Annotated in this window: 21 protein-coding genes; 10 read left to right on the top strand and 11 right to left on the bottom strand. The window is 69.9% G+C overall.

Annotated features, from left to right (window positions below; all coding sequences use genetic code 11):
• Nucleotide 1 precedes the first annotated feature (1 nt).
• Nucleotides 2–1,417: a sensor histidine kinase gene (locus ROP_RS10005; protein WP_012689215.1), complete on the top strand. Its 1,416-nt coding sequence runs from the start codon at nt 2–4 to the stop codon at nt 1,415–1,417.
• The gene (locus tag ROP_RS10000) at nt 1,414–2,355 is read left to right on the top strand and encodes a TAXI family TRAP transporter solute-binding subunit (RefSeq protein WP_012689214.1); all 942 of its coding nucleotides are present in this window, start codon (nt 1,414–1,416) and stop codon (nt 2,353–2,355) included. Before ROP_RS10005 ends, ROP_RS10000 begins: the two co-directional genes overlap by 4 nt.
• Nucleotides 2,356–2,362: 7 nt before the next feature.
• Here ROP_RS10000 and ROP_RS09995 read toward each other — a convergent pair whose 3' ends face one another.
• On the bottom strand, nt 2,363–3,127 hold the full coding sequence (locus tag ROP_RS09995; RefSeq protein WP_043826414.1) for a trans-aconitate 2-methyltransferase: 765 nt from the start codon (nt 3,125–3,127) through the stop codon (nt 2,363–2,365).
• A gap of 47 nt (nt 3,128–3,174) precedes the next feature.
• The gene (locus tag ROP_RS09990) at nt 3,175–4,332 is read right to left on the bottom strand and encodes an acyl-CoA dehydrogenase family protein (protein WP_012689212.1); all 1,158 of its coding nucleotides are present in this window, start codon (nt 4,330–4,332) and stop codon (nt 3,175–3,177) included.
• A gap of 299 nt (nt 4,333–4,631) precedes the next feature.
• Between ROP_RS09990 and ROP_RS09985 the strand changes: the two genes are divergently transcribed.
• The 6 genes from ROP_RS09985 (at nt 4,632) to ROP_RS09960 (ending at nt 10,709) form a co-directional block, all read left to right on the top strand.
• Complete coding sequence (locus ROP_RS09985; protein WP_012689211.1) at nt 4,632–5,960, top strand: MFS transporter; 1,329 nt, start codon at nt 4,632–4,634, stop codon at nt 5,958–5,960.
• Nucleotides 5,961–6,044: 84 nt separating this feature from the next.
• Nucleotides 6,045–7,178 (top strand): thiolase family protein, encoded by a 1,134-nt coding sequence (locus ROP_RS09980; RefSeq protein ID WP_012689210.1) that lies wholly within the window; start codon nt 6,045–6,047, stop codon nt 7,176–7,178.
• A gap of 34 nt (nt 7,179–7,212) precedes the next feature.
• A complete protein-coding gene (locus ROP_RS09975) occupies nt 7,213–7,977 on the top strand; it encodes an SDR family NAD(P)-dependent oxidoreductase (RefSeq protein ID WP_012689209.1) in 765 nt (254 codons plus the stop codon).
• A 17-nt stretch (nt 7,978–7,994) separates the two neighbouring features.
• Nucleotides 7,995–9,644 carry a class I adenylate-forming enzyme family protein gene (locus tag ROP_RS09970; protein WP_012689208.1) on the top strand — a complete coding sequence of 550 codons (1,650 nt, stop codon included), beginning with the start codon at nt 7,995–7,997 and terminating at the stop codon, nt 9,642–9,644.
• Between the two features lie 86 nt (nt 9,645–9,730).
• Nucleotides 9,731–10,084 (top strand): hypothetical protein, encoded by a 354-nt coding sequence (locus ROP_RS09965; RefSeq protein WP_012689207.1) that lies wholly within the window; start codon nt 9,731–9,733, stop codon nt 10,082–10,084.
• Nucleotides 10,077–10,709 (top strand): Dabb family protein, encoded by a 633-nt coding sequence (locus ROP_RS09960; RefSeq protein ID WP_012689206.1) that lies wholly within the window; start codon nt 10,077–10,079, stop codon nt 10,707–10,709. The genes ROP_RS09965 and ROP_RS09960 overlap by 8 nt, the downstream gene beginning before the upstream one ends.
• Here ROP_RS09960 and ROP_RS09955 read toward each other — a convergent pair whose 3' ends face one another.
• From ROP_RS09955 to ROP_RS09930, 6 genes are all read right to left on the bottom strand, one after another.
• Nucleotides 10,710–11,537, bottom strand: coding sequence for an enoyl-CoA hydratase/isomerase family protein (locus tag ROP_RS09955; protein WP_012689205.1), 828 nt, complete (start codon nt 11,535–11,537; stop codon nt 10,710–10,712).
• A gap of 143 nt (nt 11,538–11,680) precedes the next feature.
• Nucleotides 11,681–12,559, bottom strand: coding sequence for a LysR family transcriptional regulator (locus ROP_RS09950; RefSeq protein WP_012689204.1), 879 nt, complete (start codon nt 12,557–12,559; stop codon nt 11,681–11,683).
• A gap of 4 nt (nt 12,560–12,563) precedes the next feature.
• Complete coding sequence (locus ROP_RS09945) at nt 12,564–13,451, bottom strand: LysR family transcriptional regulator (protein WP_012689203.1); 888 nt, start codon at nt 13,449–13,451, stop codon at nt 12,564–12,566.
• Nucleotides 13,452–13,498: 47 nt separating this feature from the next.
• Complete coding sequence (locus ROP_RS09940) at nt 13,499–14,260, bottom strand: crotonase/enoyl-CoA hydratase family protein (RefSeq protein WP_012689202.1); 762 nt, start codon at nt 14,258–14,260, stop codon at nt 13,499–13,501.
• Nucleotides 14,257–15,318 (bottom strand): MBL fold metallo-hydrolase, encoded by a 1,062-nt coding sequence (locus ROP_RS09935; RefSeq protein ID WP_043824521.1) that lies wholly within the window; start codon nt 15,316–15,318, stop codon nt 14,257–14,259. Before ROP_RS09935 ends, ROP_RS09940 begins: the two co-directional genes overlap by 4 nt.
• A complete protein-coding gene (locus ROP_RS09930; protein ID WP_012689200.1) occupies nt 15,315–16,883 on the bottom strand; it encodes a long-chain-fatty-acid--CoA ligase in 1,569 nt (522 codons plus the stop codon). The genes ROP_RS09935 and ROP_RS09930 overlap by 4 nt, the downstream gene beginning before the upstream one ends.
• A 168-nt stretch (nt 16,884–17,051) precedes the next feature.
• On the opposite strand from ROP_RS09930, the gene ROP_RS09925 reads away from it, so the two are divergent.
• Complete coding sequence (locus tag ROP_RS09925; RefSeq protein WP_043824519.1) at nt 17,052–17,417, top strand: ArsR/SmtB family transcription factor; 366 nt, start codon at nt 17,052–17,054, stop codon at nt 17,415–17,417.
• Between the two features lie 8 nt (nt 17,418–17,425).
• Entirely contained in the window at nt 17,426–18,622 is a 1,197-nt protein-coding gene (locus tag ROP_RS09920; protein ID WP_043826412.1) for a CaiB/BaiF CoA transferase family protein, read from the top strand.
• 10 nt (nt 18,623–18,632) lie between these two features.
• Here ROP_RS09920 and ROP_RS09915 read toward each other — a convergent pair whose 3' ends face one another.
• The 3 genes from ROP_RS09915 to ROP_RS09905 form a co-directional block, all read right to left on the bottom strand.
• The gene (locus tag ROP_RS09915) at nt 18,633–19,028 is read right to left on the bottom strand and encodes a DUF5313 family protein (RefSeq protein WP_012689197.1); all 396 of its coding nucleotides are present in this window, start codon (nt 19,026–19,028) and stop codon (nt 18,633–18,635) included.
• Nucleotides 19,025–19,492, bottom strand: coding sequence for a MarR family winged helix-turn-helix transcriptional regulator (locus ROP_RS09910; protein WP_012689196.1), 468 nt, complete (start codon nt 19,490–19,492; stop codon nt 19,025–19,027). The genes ROP_RS09915 and ROP_RS09910 overlap by 4 nt, the downstream gene beginning before the upstream one ends.
• Nucleotides 19,493–19,606: 114 nt before the next feature.
• Nucleotides 19,607–20,035, bottom strand: a complete 429-nt coding sequence (locus tag ROP_RS09905; protein ID WP_043826410.1) for a hypothetical protein — start codon at nt 20,033–20,035, stop codon at nt 19,607–19,609.
• Between the last annotated feature and the right edge of the window lie 73 nt (nt 20,036–20,108).

Genomic DNA, 20,108 nt, shown 5'->3' with positions numbered 1-20,108 from the left:
CGTGCGCCGCCGGGTGCTCGCCGTTCTGCTGGTGTTCGCGGCCGTCGCGGTGGTGGCGTTCGCGGTCCCGCTGGCGCTGGCCACCAGCGCCGGGCGAACCCAGGCACTGCGACTGAGCAGGGAGGCGGACGCGACGCATTTCGCCGGACTCGCCGGGCAGACCCAGGCACCCGGAAGCGCCACGTTGCTGCGTGAGGAGGTGGCCCGCTACCACGAGTTGTACGGCGAGGGCGTCCTCATCGTCGACGCCAGGGGCAACGTCCGCGCGGCGGCGGGACTGACGCCGGACGACTCCGACGTCGCCGCGGCCGTCACGGCGGGACTGCGCAACCAGAAGCAGGGGATCAGCGGTTCGCTGAGTCCGTGGTCGGCGGACCGGGTGCTGTCGGCCGTGCCCGTCGGCACCGGCGCGCAGGTGGACGGCGCCGTCGTCCTGGACGTGTCCACCCGCGCCGCGCGCGAGTCGATCCGGACGTCGTGGCTGGTGATCGCCGCGGGGGCACTCGGCGCGCTGGCGGCGGTCACGGCCGTCGCGATCGCGCTGTCCCGGTGGACCGTTCGTCCGCTCGGCGCGCTCACCGCCAGGGTCGGCGCCCTCACCGAGGCGGTCCCGTCCCCGCGCCCGCGGACGGGACGCAACTCCGGGCGGCCCTCCGGCCGGTACAGCGGACCGCCGGAGGTGCAGGAACTCGCGAAGGCGTTCGACACCATGTCGGGCGCCGTCCAGGCGTCGGGCCAGGCACAGCGTCAGTTGATCGCTGACACCGCCCATCAATTACGGAACCCTCTCGCGGCCCTGCATATCCGGCTCGATTCCCTCGGACCGCACGTCGCCGAGGCCGGCGCCGAAACCTACCGCCGGACAGGCATGGAGGTCGATCGGCTCGGTGGAATCCTCGACGGCCTGCTGGCGCTCGCCGTCGCCGAATCGCCCGACACCGACTCCGGCGACGGGACCGCGCACGTCGGGTGCGACGTCGGCGCCGTCCTGGCTGACCGGGCCGATGCCTGGACGGAAGCTTTCGGGGAGTCGGCAATGGGGATCGTGCTCGGACCCCCGGCGGAGCCGCTGGTCGCCGACTTCCGGGACAGTCACCTCTCCCAGGTCCTGGACGTCCTGCTGAGCAACGCGCACGCGTACGCCGGCCGAGGGGCGACGGTCCGGATCGACACCGGAAAGTCGGCGGCGGGAATCGAGATCCGGGTGAGCGACGACGGGGTCGGGGTGAACGAGGACGAGATCGGCAAACTGTCTTCGCGGTTCTTCCGCGGGTCCGGGGCGGCGCAGCAAGGCACCGGGCTGGGGCTGTCCATCGCGACCGCACTGGTCGAGGGCGGCGGTGGGTCGCTCGCGGTCGCCGCGGAGCGGCCACACGGGCTCCGGGTGACGCTGACACTTCCGGCGGTGGCGCCGTGATCACCCGGCGTGCATTTCTCCGTGGCCTCGTCGCCGCGGGCGCGACCGCGGCGGCCGGTTCGGTGCTCGCCGCGTGCTCGGACAGCGGTGCCGATCCGCTGCGACTCGCCGCGGGTGAGGAGGGCGGATTCTTCTGGGAGTTCGCTCAGCTGACGGCCGCGGCCGCGGACCGTGCCGGAGTGCCGGTGGGCATCGTCCCGGTCCGGACCGCCGGGTCGATGGAGAATCTGGCGGCGCTGGCGTCCGGGGACGCGGAACTGGCCCTGAGCCTCGCCGATGCCGCCGTGTCGGCCATGGAGGCCGGCGCCGCGTTCACCGCCCTCGGCAAGGTGTACGAGAACTACATGCAGCTCGCGGTGCGCGCCGACTCCGGAATCATGGACACCGCGCAGCTGCGGGGCGCGCGAATCAGTCTGGGCGCCACAGGCTCCGGCGCGGAACTGACGGGCGAGCGCATCCTGGACGTGCTGGGCCTGGCGGGTCCGGGCGACGTGACGCGGCTACACCTGTCGATGACCGACGCGGGGGAGGCCCTGCGGGACGGCACCGTCGACGCGGTTCTGTGGGCGGGCGGTGTGCCGACGCCGTCGTTCGCCGATCTCGGAATCCCGCTGCGGCTACTCGACCTGTCCGCCGAACTGGAACTGCTGCGGGAGCGGTTCGGCCCGCGCTACGAGCCGGTGCTGATTCCGCCCGGCACCTACGGACAGCAGACGCCGGTCGCGACGATCGGTCTCGCGAACCTGCTTCTCGCCGATCCGGCCGTGTCCGACAGCGCCGCGGGCGCGATCGTCGAGGTGCTGATCGACCACGCGGCGGAGCTGGTGCCGGATCAGGCGACCGGCAGCCAGTTCCTGGACCGGCAGTCGTTGATCGTCACGGCCGGCGTTCCGCTGCACCCCGGAGCGGCCGCGGCGTACCGCAGGCATCACGGCTGACCGGGGTCTACGGCACCCGGGAGACGACGAAGATGCGCCGGAACGGGAAGAACGTGCTCCCGTCCGGTCGCCGGGGATACGCCTCGTCGAGGAGCGGGACGAGTTCCTGCCGGAAGCGTTCCCAGTCCTGCTCCGGCAGGGCGTCCTTGACCGGGCGGAGCGCCGTCCCGGTGATCCACTCCAGCACCGGGTTCTCGCCGGTCAGCTGCTGGACGTACGTGGTCTCCCAGGCGTCGACGGCGCATCCGGCGTCCGCGAGCAGGCCCGCGTACCCGGCGGGATCGTCGACGACGTCGTCCGCCCGGAACGGTATGTCCGAGAGCGACCCGGACCAGCGCTCACTCCCGGCGAGGTCCCGGACGATCGCGTGCGAGGGCGCGTCGAAGTTGCCGGGGACCTGCACCGCGATCCACGCCCCCGACGGCAGTTGCGCCGGCCAGCGGCGCAGTAATTCCCGGTGCTCGGGCACCCACTGCAGTGCGGCGTTGGAGACGACGACGTCGGTGTCGGGCTGCGGCGTCCAGTCGCGGATGTCCAGCCGGGCGGCGTCGAGGCCGCGGTCACGTGCGGCCCGGACCATCTCGGGGGAGCTGTCGGAGGCCTCCAGGACGGCGTCCGGCCACCGCTGGGCGAGGCTGACGGTCAGGTTTCCCGGACCGCAGCCGAGGTCGACCACGCGGCGGGGTGACCGCGCGTCGACGCGCGAGAGCAACTCGTAGAACGGGCGCCCCCGATGGTCCGCGAAGGCGAGGTACTTGTCCGGATCCCAGATGTCGTCCACGCCTTCAAACGGTACGCCCATACTGTTGGTGTGTGGGGTCAGAGGCCGAGATCCTTGGCGATGATCGTCTTCATGACCTCGCTGGTCCCGCCGTAGATGCGGGACACGCGGGTGTCCGCGTACAGGCGCGCGATGGGGTATTCGAGGATGTAGCCGTAACCGCCGTGCAGTTGCAAGCACTTGTCGATGACCCGGCCCGCCGCCTCGGTGCAGAACAGCTTCGCCTTCGCGGCATCGGCGACCGTCAGCTCGCCGGCATCGTGCAGTTCGAGTGCGCGGTCGGCCATCAGCTGGATCGCCTCCACCTCGGTGGCGCATTCGGCGAGCACGAACTTGGTGTTCTGGAACGCCGCGACGGGCTTGCCGAACACCGTGCGCTCCTTGACGTATGCGATCGCGTGCTGCAGCGCCGCGGCCGCGGTCGCCGACCCGCCGAGTGCGATGGACAGACGTTCCTGCGCGAGGTTGTGGGTGAGGTAGCGGAAGCCGGCCCCCTCCTCGCCGAGGCGGTCCGCCACCGGCACCTTGACATCGGTGAAGGACAGTTCGGCGGTGTCCGAGGCCTTCAATCCGATCTTCTCGATCTTGCGGCCCACCGCGAAACCCTCGGCGGTCGTGTCGACGACGAGGATGGTCAGACCGGCCCGGCGGTCCTCGGGGGTGCTGGGCGCGGTGCGGCACACCACGAGGATCCGGTCGGCGAGCGCGCCGCCGGTGATGAACGTCTTCGCGCCGCTCAGGACGTAATGCGACCCGTCCGCCGACAGCTTCGCCGACGTCGCGATGTTCGCGAGGTCCGAACCGGTGCCCGGCTCGGTCATCGCGATCGCGAACATGATGTCGCCGGACGCGAACCCCGGGAGCCACCGCTGCTTCTGCTCGTCGCTGGCGTACTCGAGCAGGTACGGCAGAATCAGGTTGGTGTGCACCGAGTAGCTGCCGAACGTGACGCCGGCGGCCGCCGTCTCCTCGCCGACCACCGCGGCGAACTTGAAACTCTTCTCACCGCCGCCGCCGAACTCCTCCGGCACCTGGATCCCGAGCACGCCGAGCTCACCGAGACGGCGGTAGAAGTCCCGCGGCGGATGCCCTTCGTCCTCCCACTCGTGGTGGACGGGAGCGACTTCCTTGGCGATGAAGTCGCGGATCGTCTTCCGGAATGCGTCGTGATCCTCGTTGAACACCGTACGCTGCACGATCTTTCTCCTTCGAATTGCAGTGCGTCACTGCGCAGTACGCCCCTGCCGATGGCAGAACTCGGTTCGGCCGACGGCTCGGGCGACGCGGCTCCTGGGTCGAGAATGCCCGATCCGCGGGGGCCCGGCTAGGGGCGTTCGGGCTATCGGTCGAATAGCGGAGTCCAATGCAATCACGACCCATAGGCAGGCGTAGCCGGTGCCTTCGCCGAGTGCGTATTGATCGCGGGCACCCCCGTCCGTTGAATGAACCCAGATACTGTGACCCACGCCACCACGTCTTCCGAAGGGATCACCACGTGACCCGCTCCTCTGCCACCCTCGACCGGGCCGTCGCCATCGGTTCCGAGTCCCGCAGCCGCGCTTGGGGCCTGACCGCGCTCCTCGTGCTGCTCTACGTCGTCAACTACGCCGACAAGGCCGTCCTCGGCATCATCGCCCAGCCCCTCGCCCACGAACTGGGACTGAGTGCCTCGCAGATCGGGCTGGTGGGAAGCCTCTTCTTCCTGACGTTCACCGTCGGCGGCTTCTTCGCCGGTGCGCTGAACCGCTGGATGTCGCTGCGATGGGCGCTGCTGCTGCTCGCGATCGCCTGGTCCGTCGCGATACTTCCGCTCGTGGTCGTCGCGAGTTTCGCGGTGCTGCTGATCAGTCGCCTGCTGCTCGGGCTCGCGGAAGGTCCGAGTTCCGCTCTGCTGCACACGGCGGCGTACTCGTGGCACGCACCCGCCAAGCGCGGACTGCCGAGCGCCCTGCTCGCCGGTGCCGCATCGATCGCGAAGATCGCCGTCGCGCCGGCTCTCGCGTTCGTGACCGTCACGTTCGGGTGGCGCTACGCGCTGGTCGCGCTGGCCGCCATCGGAGTTCTGTGGTGCGTCGTGTGGCTGACCGTCTGGAGCGAAGGCCCGTACATTCGCAGCGGCAAGGGTGCCGATTCCGCGGCCGCCGGTGACGCGGGCGAACCGGCGGTGCCGTGGGGTCGCATCTTCCGGACCCGCACGTTCATCAGCGGCGCGCTTCTCGTCATGAGCGTGTACGCGCTGGTCGCCGTGGTTCTGACGTGGCTGCCGTCGTACTTCGAGGTGGGCCTCGGGTACAGCCGCCTGCAGGCCGGTTCGATGTTCGCGTTCCCGAGCATCGCCGGGCTGATCCTGATGCTGCTGTCGTCCGTGATCGGCGACCGTCTGCTCGCACGCGGCTCGACGTCCCGTGTGGTCCGCGTCGTCGTCCCCGCCGTCGGGGTGCTGATCTGCGGTGCGATCCTGCTCGCCCTCCCGTCCATCACCGCTCCCGCGGTGGCCGTCCTCGTCGTCTCCGTCGGCTACGGCTTCGCCGCGTCGGTGTTTCCGTTGCTCAACGCGGCGATCTCGGAGATCTGCCCGCCCCGCCAGACCGCGGGCACCCTGGGCGTGTTCCTCGCCGTCATGGCGATCGGCGGCCTCGTCGCCCCCTACGCGACGGGTCTGATCGTCGACGCGGCCGCCTCGCCGGCCGCGGGGTACGCCACCGCATTCCAGGCTCTCGGGCTCGTCGCCGCGGTGTGCGCCGTCGGGGCGTTGCTCCTCGCGAACCCCGAGCGCGACAAGAAGCTGGTCCGGGGCGACGCTGCGGCCATAGGCACGAACTAACGCTGCGATCGGCCGAAAGTCGTTGTGCTGACGACAACGCCCGTGATTGATTCGAGTCACCCCCTCAGATCGAAGGAACACACCATGCGCGATGCAGTGATCGTCGACGCCGTCCGCACGCCCATCGGGCGGCGTGGCGGTTCCCTGTCCGGAATCCACCCCGCAAATCTGTCGGCGCACGTTCTCGAGGCCCTCGCGGCGCGCACCGGACTCTCCCCGGATCAGGTCGGCGACGTCGTCTGGGGCTGTGTCAGCCAGGTGGGGGAGCAGGCGGGCAACGTCGCCCGCACCGCCGTGCTCGCCGCGGGCTGGCCCGAATCGGTGCCGGGCACCACCCTCACCCGGGCGTGCGGGTCGAGTCAGCAGGCAGTGAGCTTCGCGGCCGCCACCGTCATCGCAGGCCACGAGGACGTCGTCGTCGCCGGTGGCGTGGAGTCGATGAGCCGGGTTCCCATGGGCAGCGCGAGCACGAACGGCGAGCACTTTCCGGCGGCCGTCCTCGACCGCTACGGCGTCGGTGGGTTCAGCCAGGGCACCGGTGCCGAGATGATGGCCGACAAGTGGGGGCTGTCCCGTCAGACGCTCGACGAGTACGCGCTGCGATCGCACGAACTCGCGGCCGCCGCCGCGGATCGGGGCGCATTCGACGGACAACTCGCACCGCTCTCAGACGTCCTCGCCGGTGACGAGGGTATCCGCCGCGGCGGCACACTCGAGTCGCTCGGCAAGCTGAAGACCGTCTTCAAGGAGGACGGCGTGATCCACGCCGGCAATTCCTCGCAGATCTCCGACGGCGCGGGCGCTCTGCTCGTCACGACGAGCGAGAAGGCCGCCCAACTGGGCCTGACCCCGATGGCCCGCATCCACACGTGCGCCGTCGCGGGCGACGACCCGGTGATCATGCTGACCGGACCCATCGCCGCGACGGAGAAGGCACTGTCGCGCTCGGGGCTGAAGATCGACGACATCGGCGCATTCGAGGTGAACGAGGCGTTCGCCCCTGTTCCGCTGGCGTGGCAGGCGGAGACCGGCGCCGCGACCGATCGGCTCAATCCGCTCGGCGGCGCCATCGCGGTCGGGCACCCGCTCGGCGGTTCCGGGGCGATCCTCATGACCCGCCTCGTCCACCACATGCGAGACAACGGCATTCGGTACGGACTGCAGACCATGTGTGAGGCGGGCGGTCTCGCCAACGCCACCATTCTCGAACTTCTCTGATCCGACAACATCTTTCGAAGGGAACACGCGCACGATGGAACTCAAGGGAATTTCGACAGCCGTCACCGGCGGCGCGTCCGGTCTCGGGCTCGCGACCGCACGCCGCCTCGTCGACGCGGGCGCCCAGGTGACGCTCATCGACCTGCCGAACTCCGACGGCGAGGCGGCGGCGAAGGAACTGGGCGGCGCCGCACAGTTCGCGCCCGCCGACGTGACCGATTCCGAGCAGTTCGCGGCCGCACTCGACGTCGCCGACGAGCGCGGCGGACTGCGCGGCCTCGTGCATTGCGCCGGCGCCGGACGCCGCATGCGCATCCTCGACTCCGACGGCAAGGCGGGTTCGGTCGAGGACTTCGAATTCGTGATCCGGCTCAACCTCGTCGGCTCGTTCAACGCCCTGCGCCTCGGCGCGGAGCGGATGGCGCGCCTCGACGAGGTCGACGGCGAGCGCGGCGCTGTGGTGCTCACGGCGTCCGTCGCCGCATTCGAGGGCCAGATCGGCCAGATCAACTACACCGCATCGAAGGCCGGTATCGTCGGCATGACCGTGACCGCCGCCCGGGACCTCGCCAGCCGCAACATCCGGGTGTGCACCATCGCCCCCGGGATCATGGACACCCCGCTCCTCGCCCGGCTCCGCGAGGACGTGCGCGCGTCGCTGGAGAAGTCGGTGCCGAACCCGTCGCGTCTGGGCAAGCCCAGCGAGTTCGGGCAGCTCGCCTGCCAGATCCTCGAGAACGGTTACCTCAACGGCGAGACCATCCGCCTCGACGGCGCCATCCGCATGGCACCTCGCTGACGAACAGAGGACCGAACGTGAACAACCCTGCACCGGCACTGCACTATCCGGAACTGACGTTGGCGGCGTTCCCGCCCGGCATGGCACGCCTGTACGGCGACCGGCCCGCGGTGGTCGACGGCGACACCGTATGCACCTACCGTGAGCTCGACCAGCGGTCGGGGGCCTTCGCCGGGGCGCTGCGGGACGCGGGGGTGACCGAGCGCGACGTGGTGCTCCTGCACCTCGGCAACTGCATCGAGTTCGTCGTGGCCTACTACGGCGCGCTGCGGGCCGGCGCGACCGTCACCCTGGTGAACCCGCTGCAGCCCGGCCCCGGCCTGCGCTCGCAGATCATCGACACCGGCGCGGTCGCCGCCGTCACCCAGCCCGGGCAACTGGGCACGCTCACCGAGGCCGCGGAGGGCACCACCGTCCGCACGACCGTGGTGGCCGGAATCGTCGCAGGCAGGGGCCGCGGCCAGTTCGGATTCGACGAGTTCGTGTCCGGTTACGCCCCTGGGCCCTTCACCCCGAAGGTGTCCGGCGACGACGTCGCCCACCTCGCCTACACGGGCGGGACCACCGGGATGTCGAAGGGTGTGCGGGTGCTGCACCGCAACGTCGTCGCCAACGTGACGCAGATGATCGCCTGGCGGGCAGGCCACGAGGTGCGCGCCGGCGGCGATGGCGGAATCGAGTTGCGGCCCATCGCCGGTCTCGAGGACCGCGGTGTCGTGCCCGGCGCCGGAGCGACCGTCGTCGTGTCGCCGCTGTTCCACGCCCACGCCCTGATCAACCTGTCGTTCCTGTTGCTGTGCGGGGCGACGCAGGTGCTCGCCGGACGTTTCGAGCCCGGCCGCATGCTGGACCTGATCGAGACGCACCGCGCCACGTACATCACCGGGAGCCCGGCGATGTGGCACGCCGTCGCCACCCATCCCGACGCCGCGACCCGGAACACCGATTCGGTGCGGGTGGTCTCCTCGGGTGCGGCGCCGATCGATCACGTGACCCTCGAGGCACTGGGCCGGGCCTTCCCGTCGGCGAGCGTGGTCGAGGGGTACGGGCTCACGGAGGGAACGTGCCTGGTGGCGTCCGCACCGCTGACCGGGGCCGTCGCCTACAAGCTCGGCAGCGTGGGGTTGCCGGTCTTCGACACCGAGGTGCAGATCCGCGCCCAGGACGACTCCGGTGCCGTGCTGGAGGCCGGCGCGCGCGGCAAGCTGTGGGTCCGCGGACCGCAGGTCACGGACGGCTACCTGAACCATCCGGAGATCACGGCGCAGCAGTTCGTCGACGGCTGGCTCGACACCGGCGACATCGCCTACGCCGACGAGGACGGGTACCTGTTCATCTGCGACCGCACCAAGGACATGCTGATCTACAAGGGCTACAACGTGTATCCGCGTGAGCTGGAGGAGATCCTCGTCTCGCACCCGGATGTGTCTTCCGCCGCCGTCGTCGGCCGGGAGGCCGGCAGCGTCGGCCAGGAGCCGGTGGCGTTCGTGGTGCCGACGCCGGGCGCGACGATCGACGGGGATGCGGTATCCGCGTTCGTCGCCGAGCGCGTACTGCCGTACAAGAAGGTCCGCGACGTCGTGGTGGTCGAGCAGTTGCCGACCTCGGCGGCCGGGAAGATCCTCAAGACGAAGCTGCGCGAGCAACTCGCGACCGCGGCGCACTAGCGTCTCCTCCCGCTGGGCGGACGCCGCTCTGTGACGCGCTCCCTTCTTCGCCCTACCGTCCTGGTAGCGGGAAGAAGGGAGCGCTGATGGTTGCGGCCGAGCCGATCGTGTACGTCGTCGACGAGATGGTGGTGACGCCCGGTCGGGCGCGCGCGTTTCTCGCCGCCTACCTGGAACGCTATGTGCCGGGCGCGATTGCGCGTGGTCTGACACTCGACCGCGTGCTCGTCTCCCCGCCGCTCTGGCTGGATGACCAGTCCAACACCCTGACGGTCAGCTGGACCGTGCGCGGCGCTCACGCCTGGTGGCGCCAGAGCCTCCTCGCGCGCCACGACGCGGAGGTGCTCCGCTGGTGGGAGGACGCCGACGAGCTCCTCGCCACCCGGCGGCGCACCGTCTCCTGCCCGCCCGCGGATATCGAGGCCGCGACCGATGTTTAAGGTGACCACGCTCGTTCACCTCGTCGCCGACGAGGACGGCTCCGCCGCTGCGTCGCTGGCAGGCAGGCTGCACGACGTCGCGGCCCCTCGGGTCCGGCGCGTTCTCGTGACACCGACCCTGCCCGGCGGCATCAACGGCGGCGACGTCATTGCGCACTTTCGCTTCGACGACGAATCCGACTGGCGTGCTGTCGAACCCGAGATCGCCGCACAGCTGTCCGTCCCCGCGGTCGGGCACGTCGACAGCGTCGGCTACGCGGGTGTGCCCACACCCGCCGCGCGGGACTTCGAACCGGCCGTGTACCGGACGCTTCTCGTCTCGGTCGACGACTCGGCCGACCCGGCGTTGGTGGAGCAGTTCGAATCCGAGACGCGGGCGATGCCGGACTACATCCGCACCATCGGGGCCTCACAGCTGAGCCGGGTGCAGGACTCTGCCGGTTCCGCGCGGTGGACCCACGTCTGGGAGCAGGAGTACGCCGACCTCGACGGACTGTCCGGGCCGTACACGACGCATCCCTACCACTGGGCGCAAATCGATCGGTGGTTCGATCCCGAACGCGGGCCGCGAATCGTCGCCCGGCTCTGCCACAGCTTCTGCGCGATCGACGGCGCGATCATCTAGCTACGACGGTTGCGGCACCTGCCATTCCCCGCTGAAGGCGGGGGGACGCTTCTCCACGAAGGCGCGCAACGCCGCGGGTGCGTCGGTCGCGAAGTTGACCGCCTGCGAACGGGCCTCGTTCTCGAGTGCGTCCCGCAGCGACGACGTCGTACCGTCCTCGACCAGTCGAGCCGATTGCATGACGGCCACGGTCGGCGATTCCGCGAGGCTGGTAGCGAACCGGGCGACCGTCGCGTCCAGTTCTTCCGGCTCGGCGAGTTCGCTGATCAGTCCCAGTGCGTCGGCCTGCTCGGCGCCGATCATCTCGGCGAGCATGACCAGCCGTTTCGCGCGGTGCAGCCCCACCATGCGCGGCAGGAGCCAGGAGCCGCCGAAATCCACCGACAGGCCGCGTCTGGCGAAGATCTGGCTGAATTGCGCGTCGCGTGAGGCGATGAGCAGATCGCACAGCAGCGCCAGGTTCCAGCCGGCTCCGACGGCGTAGCCGCGCACCTTCGCGATCAGCGGCTTGGGGAACTCCGCGACCGCGAGCGCCGTCGCGTTGATCTGCCGCATCCGGGTCAGCGGGTGCATGGGGGCGCGCTTGTCGAGGTCAGCGCCGGTGCAGAAGTCGTTCCCCGCGCCGGTGAGGACCACGACGCGGGTGGCGTCGTCGAGTGCGAGTTCGGCGAGCGCCTCGCGCAACGCGATCCACGAGTCGAGGGTCATCGCATTGCGCCGCGTGGGCCGGTTCAGCGTGACCGTCGCGACCGCGCCGTCCCGGCTGATCAGGACGTCGGATTCTGCGGATGCGGCCCCTGCGGTCGAGGGGAGGGATTCGATGCTCATGCGCGGCTCCAGACGTGGGCGCGGTTCTCGGCGCCACCCGGGTGGCCGGCGCCGTGCCGCTCCCAGCCAGTCGATCACCGGAGACGCTCTGCCGCAAAGTCGTTCTGGGACACGCAGGATGAGGCGAAACCTATGAGCTCGGTTCAGATGTTCGACGTGTGCGCCCGCACCAGTTCGACGAATGCGTGCCCGACGGGGGAGAGCATGTCGGGGTCGAACGCGATCCCGAAGGTGCGGGCGATCGTCGGCTCCGCCCGGCGGACCACCGCGCGGTCCCGGGCAGCCTCCGCGATCGACCGTTCCAGGAGGGTTCCGCCGATCCCCGCGAGTACCAGGGGAAGTCGCGCCTCGCGGTGATCGGACAGCGCCGCCAGGTGAGGGCGCGCCCCGGCGTGACGAATCGACTCCTCGATCTCGTTCGCGACGGAGTGGCCGCGGGGAACGAACACCATCGGGACGTCGGGGAGGTCGGCGAGCGGAACGGGGCCCTCCGGCAGGTCGGTGCCCGGCGGGTACACGAGCCAGTACTCCTGTTCGCCGAGTTCGAGGACGTCCAGTCGGGCGTCGTCGAGCGGGAGGTGGGCCACCACGAATTCGCAGTGCCCGTCCTCGATCAGCGACCCGGCCTGGGCCTCGTCTTTCAATTCCCCCAAGCGCACCAGCACATTCGGGTGGGTTCGCCGGAATTCGGTGACGAGGTCGACGAGCGGCCCTATCGCCAGCGCCGGAAACGCCATGACGTCCAGCCGGCCGGCCAGTGCCCCGTCGGTGGTGGCGAGTAGATCTTCGACGGCGGTGACGTCGCGCAGGATCTGCCTGCTCGGCCCGACCAAACTGCGGCCGGCGGCGCTGAGCACCATGCCGCGGCCGATGCGGTGGAACAGTTGCACTCCCAGTTCCCGCTCGAGCCCGCGCAGTGCCTGCGAGATGGTGGGTTGTGCGACGCCGAGCGACGCGGCAGCCCCGTTGATGCCTTCGTGTTCCACGACGGCGAGAAAGTACTCGACCTGACGCAACTCCATGTGCTCAGTTCCCCTCTCGCGTGCCCGCGGCCCGGGTGGCCTGCGCGATCGACACGAACGCCGAGGCCGCCGGCGATCCCGGGCCGGACCGCTGGACGAGACCGACGGGGCGGGTCAGTTTCGGCGTCATCGATCGGATCGCGACCCCGCGCAACTGTTCTTCGGCGACCAGGCGGGGCAGGACGGTGGCCCCCGCGCCGCGCATCACCAGTTCCCACGTGGCGCCCGGGTGGGTGCAGTCGACGACCACGTTCGCGGGATCGCCCACCAGATCCGCGATCAGGGCCGCGTCGCTCTTGTTCCCGAGATCCTGGATCAGCGGAATGTCCCGGACCGCCGAGCGGGGCACCGGATCGGGGAGGGTGTCGGCGAGGGCGCCCGGCAGGGCCAGTACCAGTTCCTGATCGCCGATGGGGACCGAGTGCAGCGCACTGTGGTCGACGGACAGATCGATCACGCCGAGTTCGGCCTCGCCGCGGCGCAGGGCACCGAGAACGCCGGTGGGGCCGTCGGCGTCGATGACGCGGACCGTCACGCGGGGGTACTGCTCGCGGAACCGGCGCACCAGGTCGACGATCGGATCGATCGAGAACGCGGCGTACGTGACGACGTCGACGCGGCCGGACACGAGTTCGCGCACCGCAGCGACCTTGGCTTTGGCCCGCTCGACGTCGGCGAGGATGCGCCGGGCGGCGACGTCGAGCGTGCGTCCGTCCTCGGTCAGTTCGAGACGGCGCCCGGTGCGGTCGAACAGGGTGACACCGAGGCGGCGTTCGAGTGTGCGGATCGCTTGAGAAAGGGACGGTTGCGAGATGTAGAGGGACTGCGCGGCCCTGGTGATCCCGCCGTGATCGACTACCGCGACGAAGTAGGTGACGAGATGCAGGTCCACGCCGTCATCGTACGGAAGCTGTGACGCGGGCTGCGCCGATCATGCGGCTATCGGCCACGCCACACCGGCGGGCGCTTCTCCGCGAACGCGCGCGCACCCTCCTGGGCGTCGTCGGAGGCGAACACCGGATCGAGGAAGCGGCGTTGCCCGGCGAACAGTTCGGGATCGGTGTAGGCGGCCGACATCGCGACGACCTGCTTGGTGGCCCGGACGGCGAGGGGACCGTTGGCGGCGACCCGCGCCGCCAGTTCGCGGGCGGTGTCGAGTGCCTGCCCGGGCTCGGTGAGCCGGTTGACGAGTCCGTGCGCGTGCGCGACCTCGGCGGTGAGGGGATCGCCGGTGATCGCCATCTCCATCGCGATCGGGTACGGCAGCACCTTCGGCAGCCGCAGCAGCCCGCCCGCGGCGGCGGCGAGCCCGCGCTTGACCTCGGGGATCCCGAACTTCGCGTCGCGAGCCGCGACGATCAGGTCGGCCGACAGCGCCAACTCGCAGCCGCCGGCGAGCGCCCATCCCTCGACGGCGGCGATCAGCGGCTTCGTCGGCGGGGCCTCGGTGAGTCCGCCGAATCCGCGGCCGGGCAGCGACGGCCGTTCGCCGCGGCTGAACGCCTTCAGATCCATGCCCGCGCAGAACGTTCCCCCGGCGCCGGTGAGGATCGCGACCGTCAGGTCGGGCCGCGCCTCGAATTCGTCGATCGCGGCGGCGAGCGCCTTGGCGACCTCGAGGTCGACGGCGTTCTTCGCCTCCGGTCGGTTCAGGGTGATGACGGCGACGCCGTCGGCGAATTCGATGAGAACCACACTCATGGGGTGTCTTCCTTACGGGAGGTCGGGATCCAGCGTTCGGGGTGGCCGCCGAGCGAGCGGATGCTTCCGCGGTCGGCCAGGACGAGCAGGTGGGCGTGGGTTTCGCGGACCGCGAGGCGGAGCAGACGGTCCGACATGGAGTCGAACGGCCGCGACCACGAAATGTGTTGCGAGATCTCCCACGCCGTCGATTCGGGGCGCGCGACCAGAGCGGTGACGATCTCGGTGAACCGTTCCTCGTGATGACCCATCAGCTGCCGGGCGCGGTCGGCGATCCCCCGGAACCGGTATTCGTGCGCGGGCAGCACCTCACCGTCGGGCATCGTGGTGGTGGCGTGCAGCGACAGCAGGTACCGGTGCAGCGGATTCTCCAGTTCGCCGGGGACCGTGGAGATGTTGGGACTGATGCGGGGGAGCATGTGGTCGCCGCTGAACATGAGACCGTGGGTGTCGTCGACGAACGTCAGATGGCCGGGTGTGTGCCCCGGTGTCCAGACCGCCCGCAGATCCCAGCCGGGCAGGTCCAGGAGAGTGCCGTCCCCGAGTACGACGTCGATGGACTCGCCCGGGCCGAGCCGGACCAGGTCGACGCGGGCGGCGGCGAGGATGCCGGTGGGTGCCCCCAGTTGGGCGAGTTGGGTGTTCCACGTGTGTTCGTCGGCTGCGGTGTCCGCCGGCGAATGGTGGCCGAGCAGTGCGGCATCGGCGCCGTGCATCGCGAGCGCGGCCCCGCTGACCTCCCGCAGCCGGGGTGCGAGACCGAAATGGTCGGGGTGCAGGTGGGTGACGGCGGCATACCGGACGTCGGTGACGTGGTGCCCGGTCTGCGCGATCCCGTCGACGAGGGCCCGCCACGACTCCTCCGAATTCCAGCCGACGTCGATCAGCGCGAGACCGTCGGGGATCGCGAGCGCGTAGATCAGGACGTACCGCAAGGGGTTTCGCGGCATCGGCACCGGGATCGACCACAATCCGGGGCGCACCTGTTCGACAGGTGGGAGCACGCCGCGGGCCCAGGCCTCCCGCTGGACGGTGCCGACGTCTTCGGTGACGATCACGACGGCACCTCGGTGTCTCGGAGTACCTCGCGCAGAGCGCGTTTGAGGACCTTGCCGCTCGCACCCCGCGGAAGTTCGGCGACGTAGACGATCTCGCGTGGCTTCTTGTACGACGCGAGCCGGGCGCCGGCGAACGCGATCAGGTCCTGCTCGTCCGGTGCGTCACCCGGATCGACGAGCCGCACGACCGCCGTCACGGACTCGCCCCAGGTCCGGTGCGGCACACCGACCACCGCGACTTCGGCCACCGCCGGATGCTCGGCGAGCACCGTCTCGACCTCGACCGGATACACGTTCTCGCCTCCGGTGATGATCATGTCCTTCACCCGGTCGGTGACGAACAGGTAGCCCTCCGCGTCGAGGTGCCCGGCGTCGCCGGTGCGCAGGAAACCGTCGTGGGTGAGAAGGTGCGCCGTCTCCTCCGGTCGGTTCCAGTAGCCCTCGACGTTGTTGCGTGAGCGGCACACGATTTCCCCGGACTCGCCCACCGGGAGCCGGGCCCCGGTCAGCACGTCCCGGATCTCGACCTCCACACCGGGCATGGGCCTGCCCGCCGACCGCAGCAGATGTGCGCGGTCCCCGGACGGGTCGTGGTCCGGGGCGGTGAGCGCGGTGACCGAGCCCGTCGTCTCCGTCATGCCGTAGCGCTGCACGAATCCGCAGCCGAGACGATCGATCGCCCGCCGGAGCAGGGCGGTGGTGATCGGCGCCGAACCGTACGCGATGAGCTCGAGGCTCGACACGTCGAAGCGGTCGAGATCGGGCACGTCGAGGAGCATCTGAATGGTCGACGGAACGAGGAAGGCGTGGGTGATCCGGTGCCGTTCGACGAGTTCGGCGACCTGCCGGGCGTCGAACGCGCCGAGCAGGACGAGGTGGACGCCCGCGGACAGGCAGGTGCTCAGCCAGCCGGCGCCGGCGATGTGGAACAGCGGCATGGCGTCGAGTGCCACCGAGTCGGGTTTCCAGCGGTAGATCAGCAGGCCGTCGGGCTCGTTGTGCAGGTTGCGATGCGTCGCGACCACGCCCTTCGGGAGCCCGGTCGTGCCCGATGTGTAGAGCTGCAGCACCTCGGCGGCGGGGTCGTCCCCGAGCCCCGGGTCGGTGGCGGTGCCCGACGTGACCAGCCGGTCCCACGTCCAGGCGCCCGGCGGAAGGGTGTCGCCGTCGGCCCCATCGACGACCACCACGATCACCTCCGGGAGTGCGTCGCGGACGGCGGCGGCGGTGGCGGCGAATTCGGATTCGACGATCAGCACCTCGAGTCCGGCATCGACCGCGACCGCGGCGGCCTCGGCGGCGGGGAGCCGCCAGTTGAGCGGGACGAATACGAGCCCCGACTTGGCGGTGGCCACGAACGTCTCGGCGCCCTCGGTGCGCATCCGGAGCAGTGCCCCCACCCGGCCTCCCCGGGATGTCAACGCCGACAGCGCTGTTGCGAGCCGGTTGGTCCGCCAGTCGAGCTCCGCGTACGTCAGGGTGGTGTCACCGCACGTCACCGCCGGTGCTCCGGGCCGTTCCGCGGCATGGTGCCGCACGCGCTGGGGAAGATGCAGACCGCTCACATCACGCTCCTCGATGAGTCGTCGACGCCGCCGGGGGACCGGGTGACGCGTCCCGCCAGTCGACCACCGGTGCGAGTGCGGAAACAAAGTCACAGAGCCGAACGGACAGTGAGGAATCGCCTATGGATGCCGGGCCGGGCGGGCTCGTGGCGTTTGTAGACTGGCGTGATGGCCGCCACCCCCGCCCTGAACCCCGAGGATGTTCGGCGTGCGGCGGCGGCCCTGCACACCCCCGACATCGACGGCTGGGCGGGCCGCTTCGAACTGCTGTCGGACGGCAACCGCCTGCGACTGCTGCTGTGCCTGCACCACGCCCCCGACATCTGCGTCGGCGACCTGGCGGCTGCCCTCGACATGACCGGGACCGCCGTCTCGCACGCGCTGCGGCTGCTCCGCAACCAGGGGTGGGTGTCGGCCACGCGGGACGGCCGTTCGATGCGGTACCGGCTCACCGACGACACCGTGCACGAACTGCTGCACACCATCGGTGCCACGCATTATCACAATTCCACGGGAGCCGAAGAGGAAAGGTGAATCCCGACATGGAGAACGACCCCGGACTGCTGCCGCTCGACGGCATCACCGTCGTGGCACTCGAGCAGGCCGTGGCCGCTCCGCTCGCCACCCGTCATCTCGCGGACATGGGCGCGCGGGTCATCAAGATCGAACGCGTCGGCGAGGGTGACTTCGCCCGCAACTACGACGCCGCGGTGTTCGGGCAGGCCTCGCATTTCGTGTGGCTGAACCGGTCGAAGGAATCGATCGGCGTCGACCTGAAGTCCGAGGTCGGGCGGGACACCGTCGCGCGGTTGATCGCGAAGGCCGACGTCTTCGTCCAGAATCTCGCACCCGACGCCGCCGACCGCCTCGGGTTCGGGGCCGACGAACTGCGCGCCGAGCATCCGGAACTGATCGTCGTGAACATGTCGGGGTACGGGTCGGCCGGGCCGCGGCGCGAGCGCAAGGCGTACGACATGCTGGTCCAGGCGGAAGCGGGGATGATCTCGGTGACCGGCACCCCGGACACCGCGACCAAGACCGGTGTGCCGGTGTCCGACATCGCCGCGGGCATGTATGCGATGACGTCGGTCCTCGGTGCCCTGTTCCGGCGCCCGCGGACCGGCGTGGGAGCGCGGATCGACGTGTCGATGTTCGATGCGACCGCGGAGTGGCTGGGCCATCCGATGTACATGAAGATGTACGCCGACAAGCAGATCCCGCGCGTCGGGCTCGGACATGCGGCGATCGTCCCGTACGACTCGTATCCCACCCTGGACGGGCAGATCCTCATCGGCGTCCAGAACGACCGTGGCTGGCGGCAACTGGTGACGGACGTGTTCAAACGCCCCGAACTCGCCGACCATCCCCGGTTCGCGACCAACATGCTGCGGGTGCAGCACCGGGCGGAGGTGGACGCCCTGGTGGCCGAGGAGACGCAACGTTTCACGAGTGCGGCTCTCGACCAGGCGCTCGCGGACTCCGGGATCCCGGCCGCCGAACTCAACGACCTGGGCGGGCTGATCGAGCACCCGCAACTCGAGCAGCGCGACCGCTGGCGTGACGTCGGAACCGAGGCAGGCCCGATTCGGGCGATGCTGCCGCCGATGACGTTCTCCGACGTGGAGATGCGGATGGGGGACGTGCCGGCACTCGGCGCGCACACCGATCTGATTCTCGGTGAACTGGGCTGGTCGGCGGAGGACATCGCGAACCGGCGCGCGGAGGGCGTCGTCGGCTGAGGTCCGGTGTTCAGGGCCGGGCGTGGACCCTGTCGTACGCGGCCCGCTCTTCGTCGTGCCTGCGGCGGACCTTCGGGTTCTCGAGGTCCGGCGGCAGCCCGTGGCGTTCGAGCCGCCGGGACCGGTTCTGCGCCATGTAGGCGACGCTGTAGAACAGGGCGAGAAAGACACCGAGCAGCACCATCGCACCCCGCAGCCACACCGGACCCGGGAACAGGAAGAACGCCGCGAACACCGGCAGGAACGGCACCATGCTGCGGACGAGATGCCGCGGCACGGCCCAGTCGCCGATCAGATCGTTCTTCACCCACTCCCGCATCGAGTCGGGGAGCGTGCGTCCGAACGAGTAGCCCACCCACTGGATCGGGCCGGGCCGGGTACGGGGACGTCGGTCGATTCTGGTCATTGATCGGGCCTTCCCAGAGCCCCCGCCTGCACGGCGGCGGCGTTGATGTGCGTGAGCACCCTGTGCAGTTCCATGAGTTCGGACAGTTCGACGCCGAGCGCGGCGACCACGGCGGGCGGCACCTTCTCGGCCTGTGAGCGCAGGGCCTTGCCCGCGTCGGTCAGTTCGACCACCAGTTGCCGTTCGTCGTCGCGGCTGCGGGTGCGGGTGAGGAGCCCGGAGGTCTCGAGGCGTTTGAGGAGCGGCGAGAGCGTGGGCGAATCGAGTTGCAGTGCGGCCCCGATCTCCTTGACCGACATGGGGGAGGTGCCCCACAGGGCCAGCATCACAAGATACTGCGGATGGGTGAGGCCCATGGGTTCGAGGAGTGGCCGGTAGACGCTCAGAACCGCGCGGTTGGCGACGGCGAGGGCGAAGCACACCTGCCGATCGAGTGCGAGGGGATCGTCGATGTCCGTGGTCACGGCACCAGACTAGCAGATTAGTTAGTGCACTAACTAGTCATGCATGAATTAGTCGTGGGCGAACACGCCGCAGCCCCGGCCCGTGTGAGGCCGGGGCTGCAGCCCGCTCTTCGCTCAGGGTGTAGCGAAGAACCGCTCTACGGCAGGCTGGGCATTGGGGTTACCCACGCCGATACCGATGACGGCGCCGGCGATGGTGCCGACCACTGCGCCGACGATGCAACCTGCGATGAAGTTGGGGAAGATCGACACGCACCCGATGGCCATGCCCACGTTGGAACCGATCGCCATGCCCTGGAGGCCAGCGTTGTTCCAGCCGGTATTGATCTCGTTGGTCATCGTGTCGAAGGCGTCCTGCTTGGTTTCGTTCTCCGGGAAGAACTGCTCGGCCACCTGGCTGCTACCGCCGTCGGCGGCCGGGGTCATGAGCGGCTGCGACCAGTCGATTCCCTGCGGTGCCGGATCGGCGTACGCCGTTCCCGCCCCGACGGCCATCGCGGACACGACGAATATGGACAATGCCAGAGTTCTCAAGAGTTTCATGGAAATTCCCACCATGTCGTAGGACGAACACGGTCCCCACCTGAGTGCACCGAACATCGTTGTGCGTGGACCA

The sequence above is a fragment of the Rhodococcus opacus B4 genome, from assembly GCF_000010805.1.
Lineage (GTDB): Bacteria > Actinomycetota > Actinomycetes > Mycobacteriales > Mycobacteriaceae > Rhodococcus_F > Rhodococcus_F opacus_C.
This window is presented reverse-complemented; position numbering and strand designations above follow the sequence as displayed.

Excerpts from the sequence above, each read along its gene's own strand:
- ROP_RS09920 (WP_043826412.1), top strand. The coding sequence starts at position 17,426 with ATGGAGAACGACCCCGGACTGCTGCCGCTCGACGGCATCACCGTCGTG.
- ROP_RS09925 (WP_043824519.1), top strand. The coding sequence starts at position 17,052 with ATGGCCGCCACCCCCGCCCTGAACCCCGAGGATGTTCGGCGTGCGGCG.
- ROP_RS09950 (WP_012689204.1), bottom strand. The coding sequence starts at position 12,559 with ATGGAGTTGCGTCAGGTCGAGTACTTTCTCGCCGTCGTGGAACACGAA.
- ROP_RS09965 (WP_012689207.1), top strand. The coding sequence starts at position 9,731 with ATGGTTGCGGCCGAGCCGATCGTGTACGTCGTCGACGAGATGGTGGTG.
- ROP_RS09980 (WP_012689210.1), top strand. The coding sequence starts at position 6,045 with ATGCGCGATGCAGTGATCGTCGACGCCGTCCGCACGCCCATCGGGCGG.
- ROP_RS09915 (WP_012689197.1), bottom strand. The coding sequence starts at position 19,028 with ATGACCAGAATCGACCGACGTCCCCGTACCCGGCCCGGCCCGATCCAG.
- ROP_RS09940 (WP_012689202.1), bottom strand. The coding sequence starts at position 14,260 with ATGAGTGTGGTTCTCATCGAATTCGCCGACGGCGTCGCCGTCATCACC.
- ROP_RS09955 (WP_012689205.1), bottom strand. The coding sequence starts at position 11,537 with ATGAGCATCGAATCCCTCCCCTCGACCGCAGGGGCCGCATCCGCAGAA.
- ROP_RS09975 (WP_012689209.1), top strand. The coding sequence starts at position 7,213 with ATGGAACTCAAGGGAATTTCGACAGCCGTCACCGGCGGCGCGTCCGGT.
- ROP_RS09905 (WP_043826410.1), bottom strand. The coding sequence starts at position 20,035 with ATGAAACTCTTGAGAACTCTGGCATTGTCCATATTCGTCGTGTCCGCG.
- ROP_RS09960 (WP_012689206.1), top strand. The coding sequence starts at position 10,077 with ATGTTTAAGGTGACCACGCTCGTTCACCTCGTCGCCGACGAGGACGGC.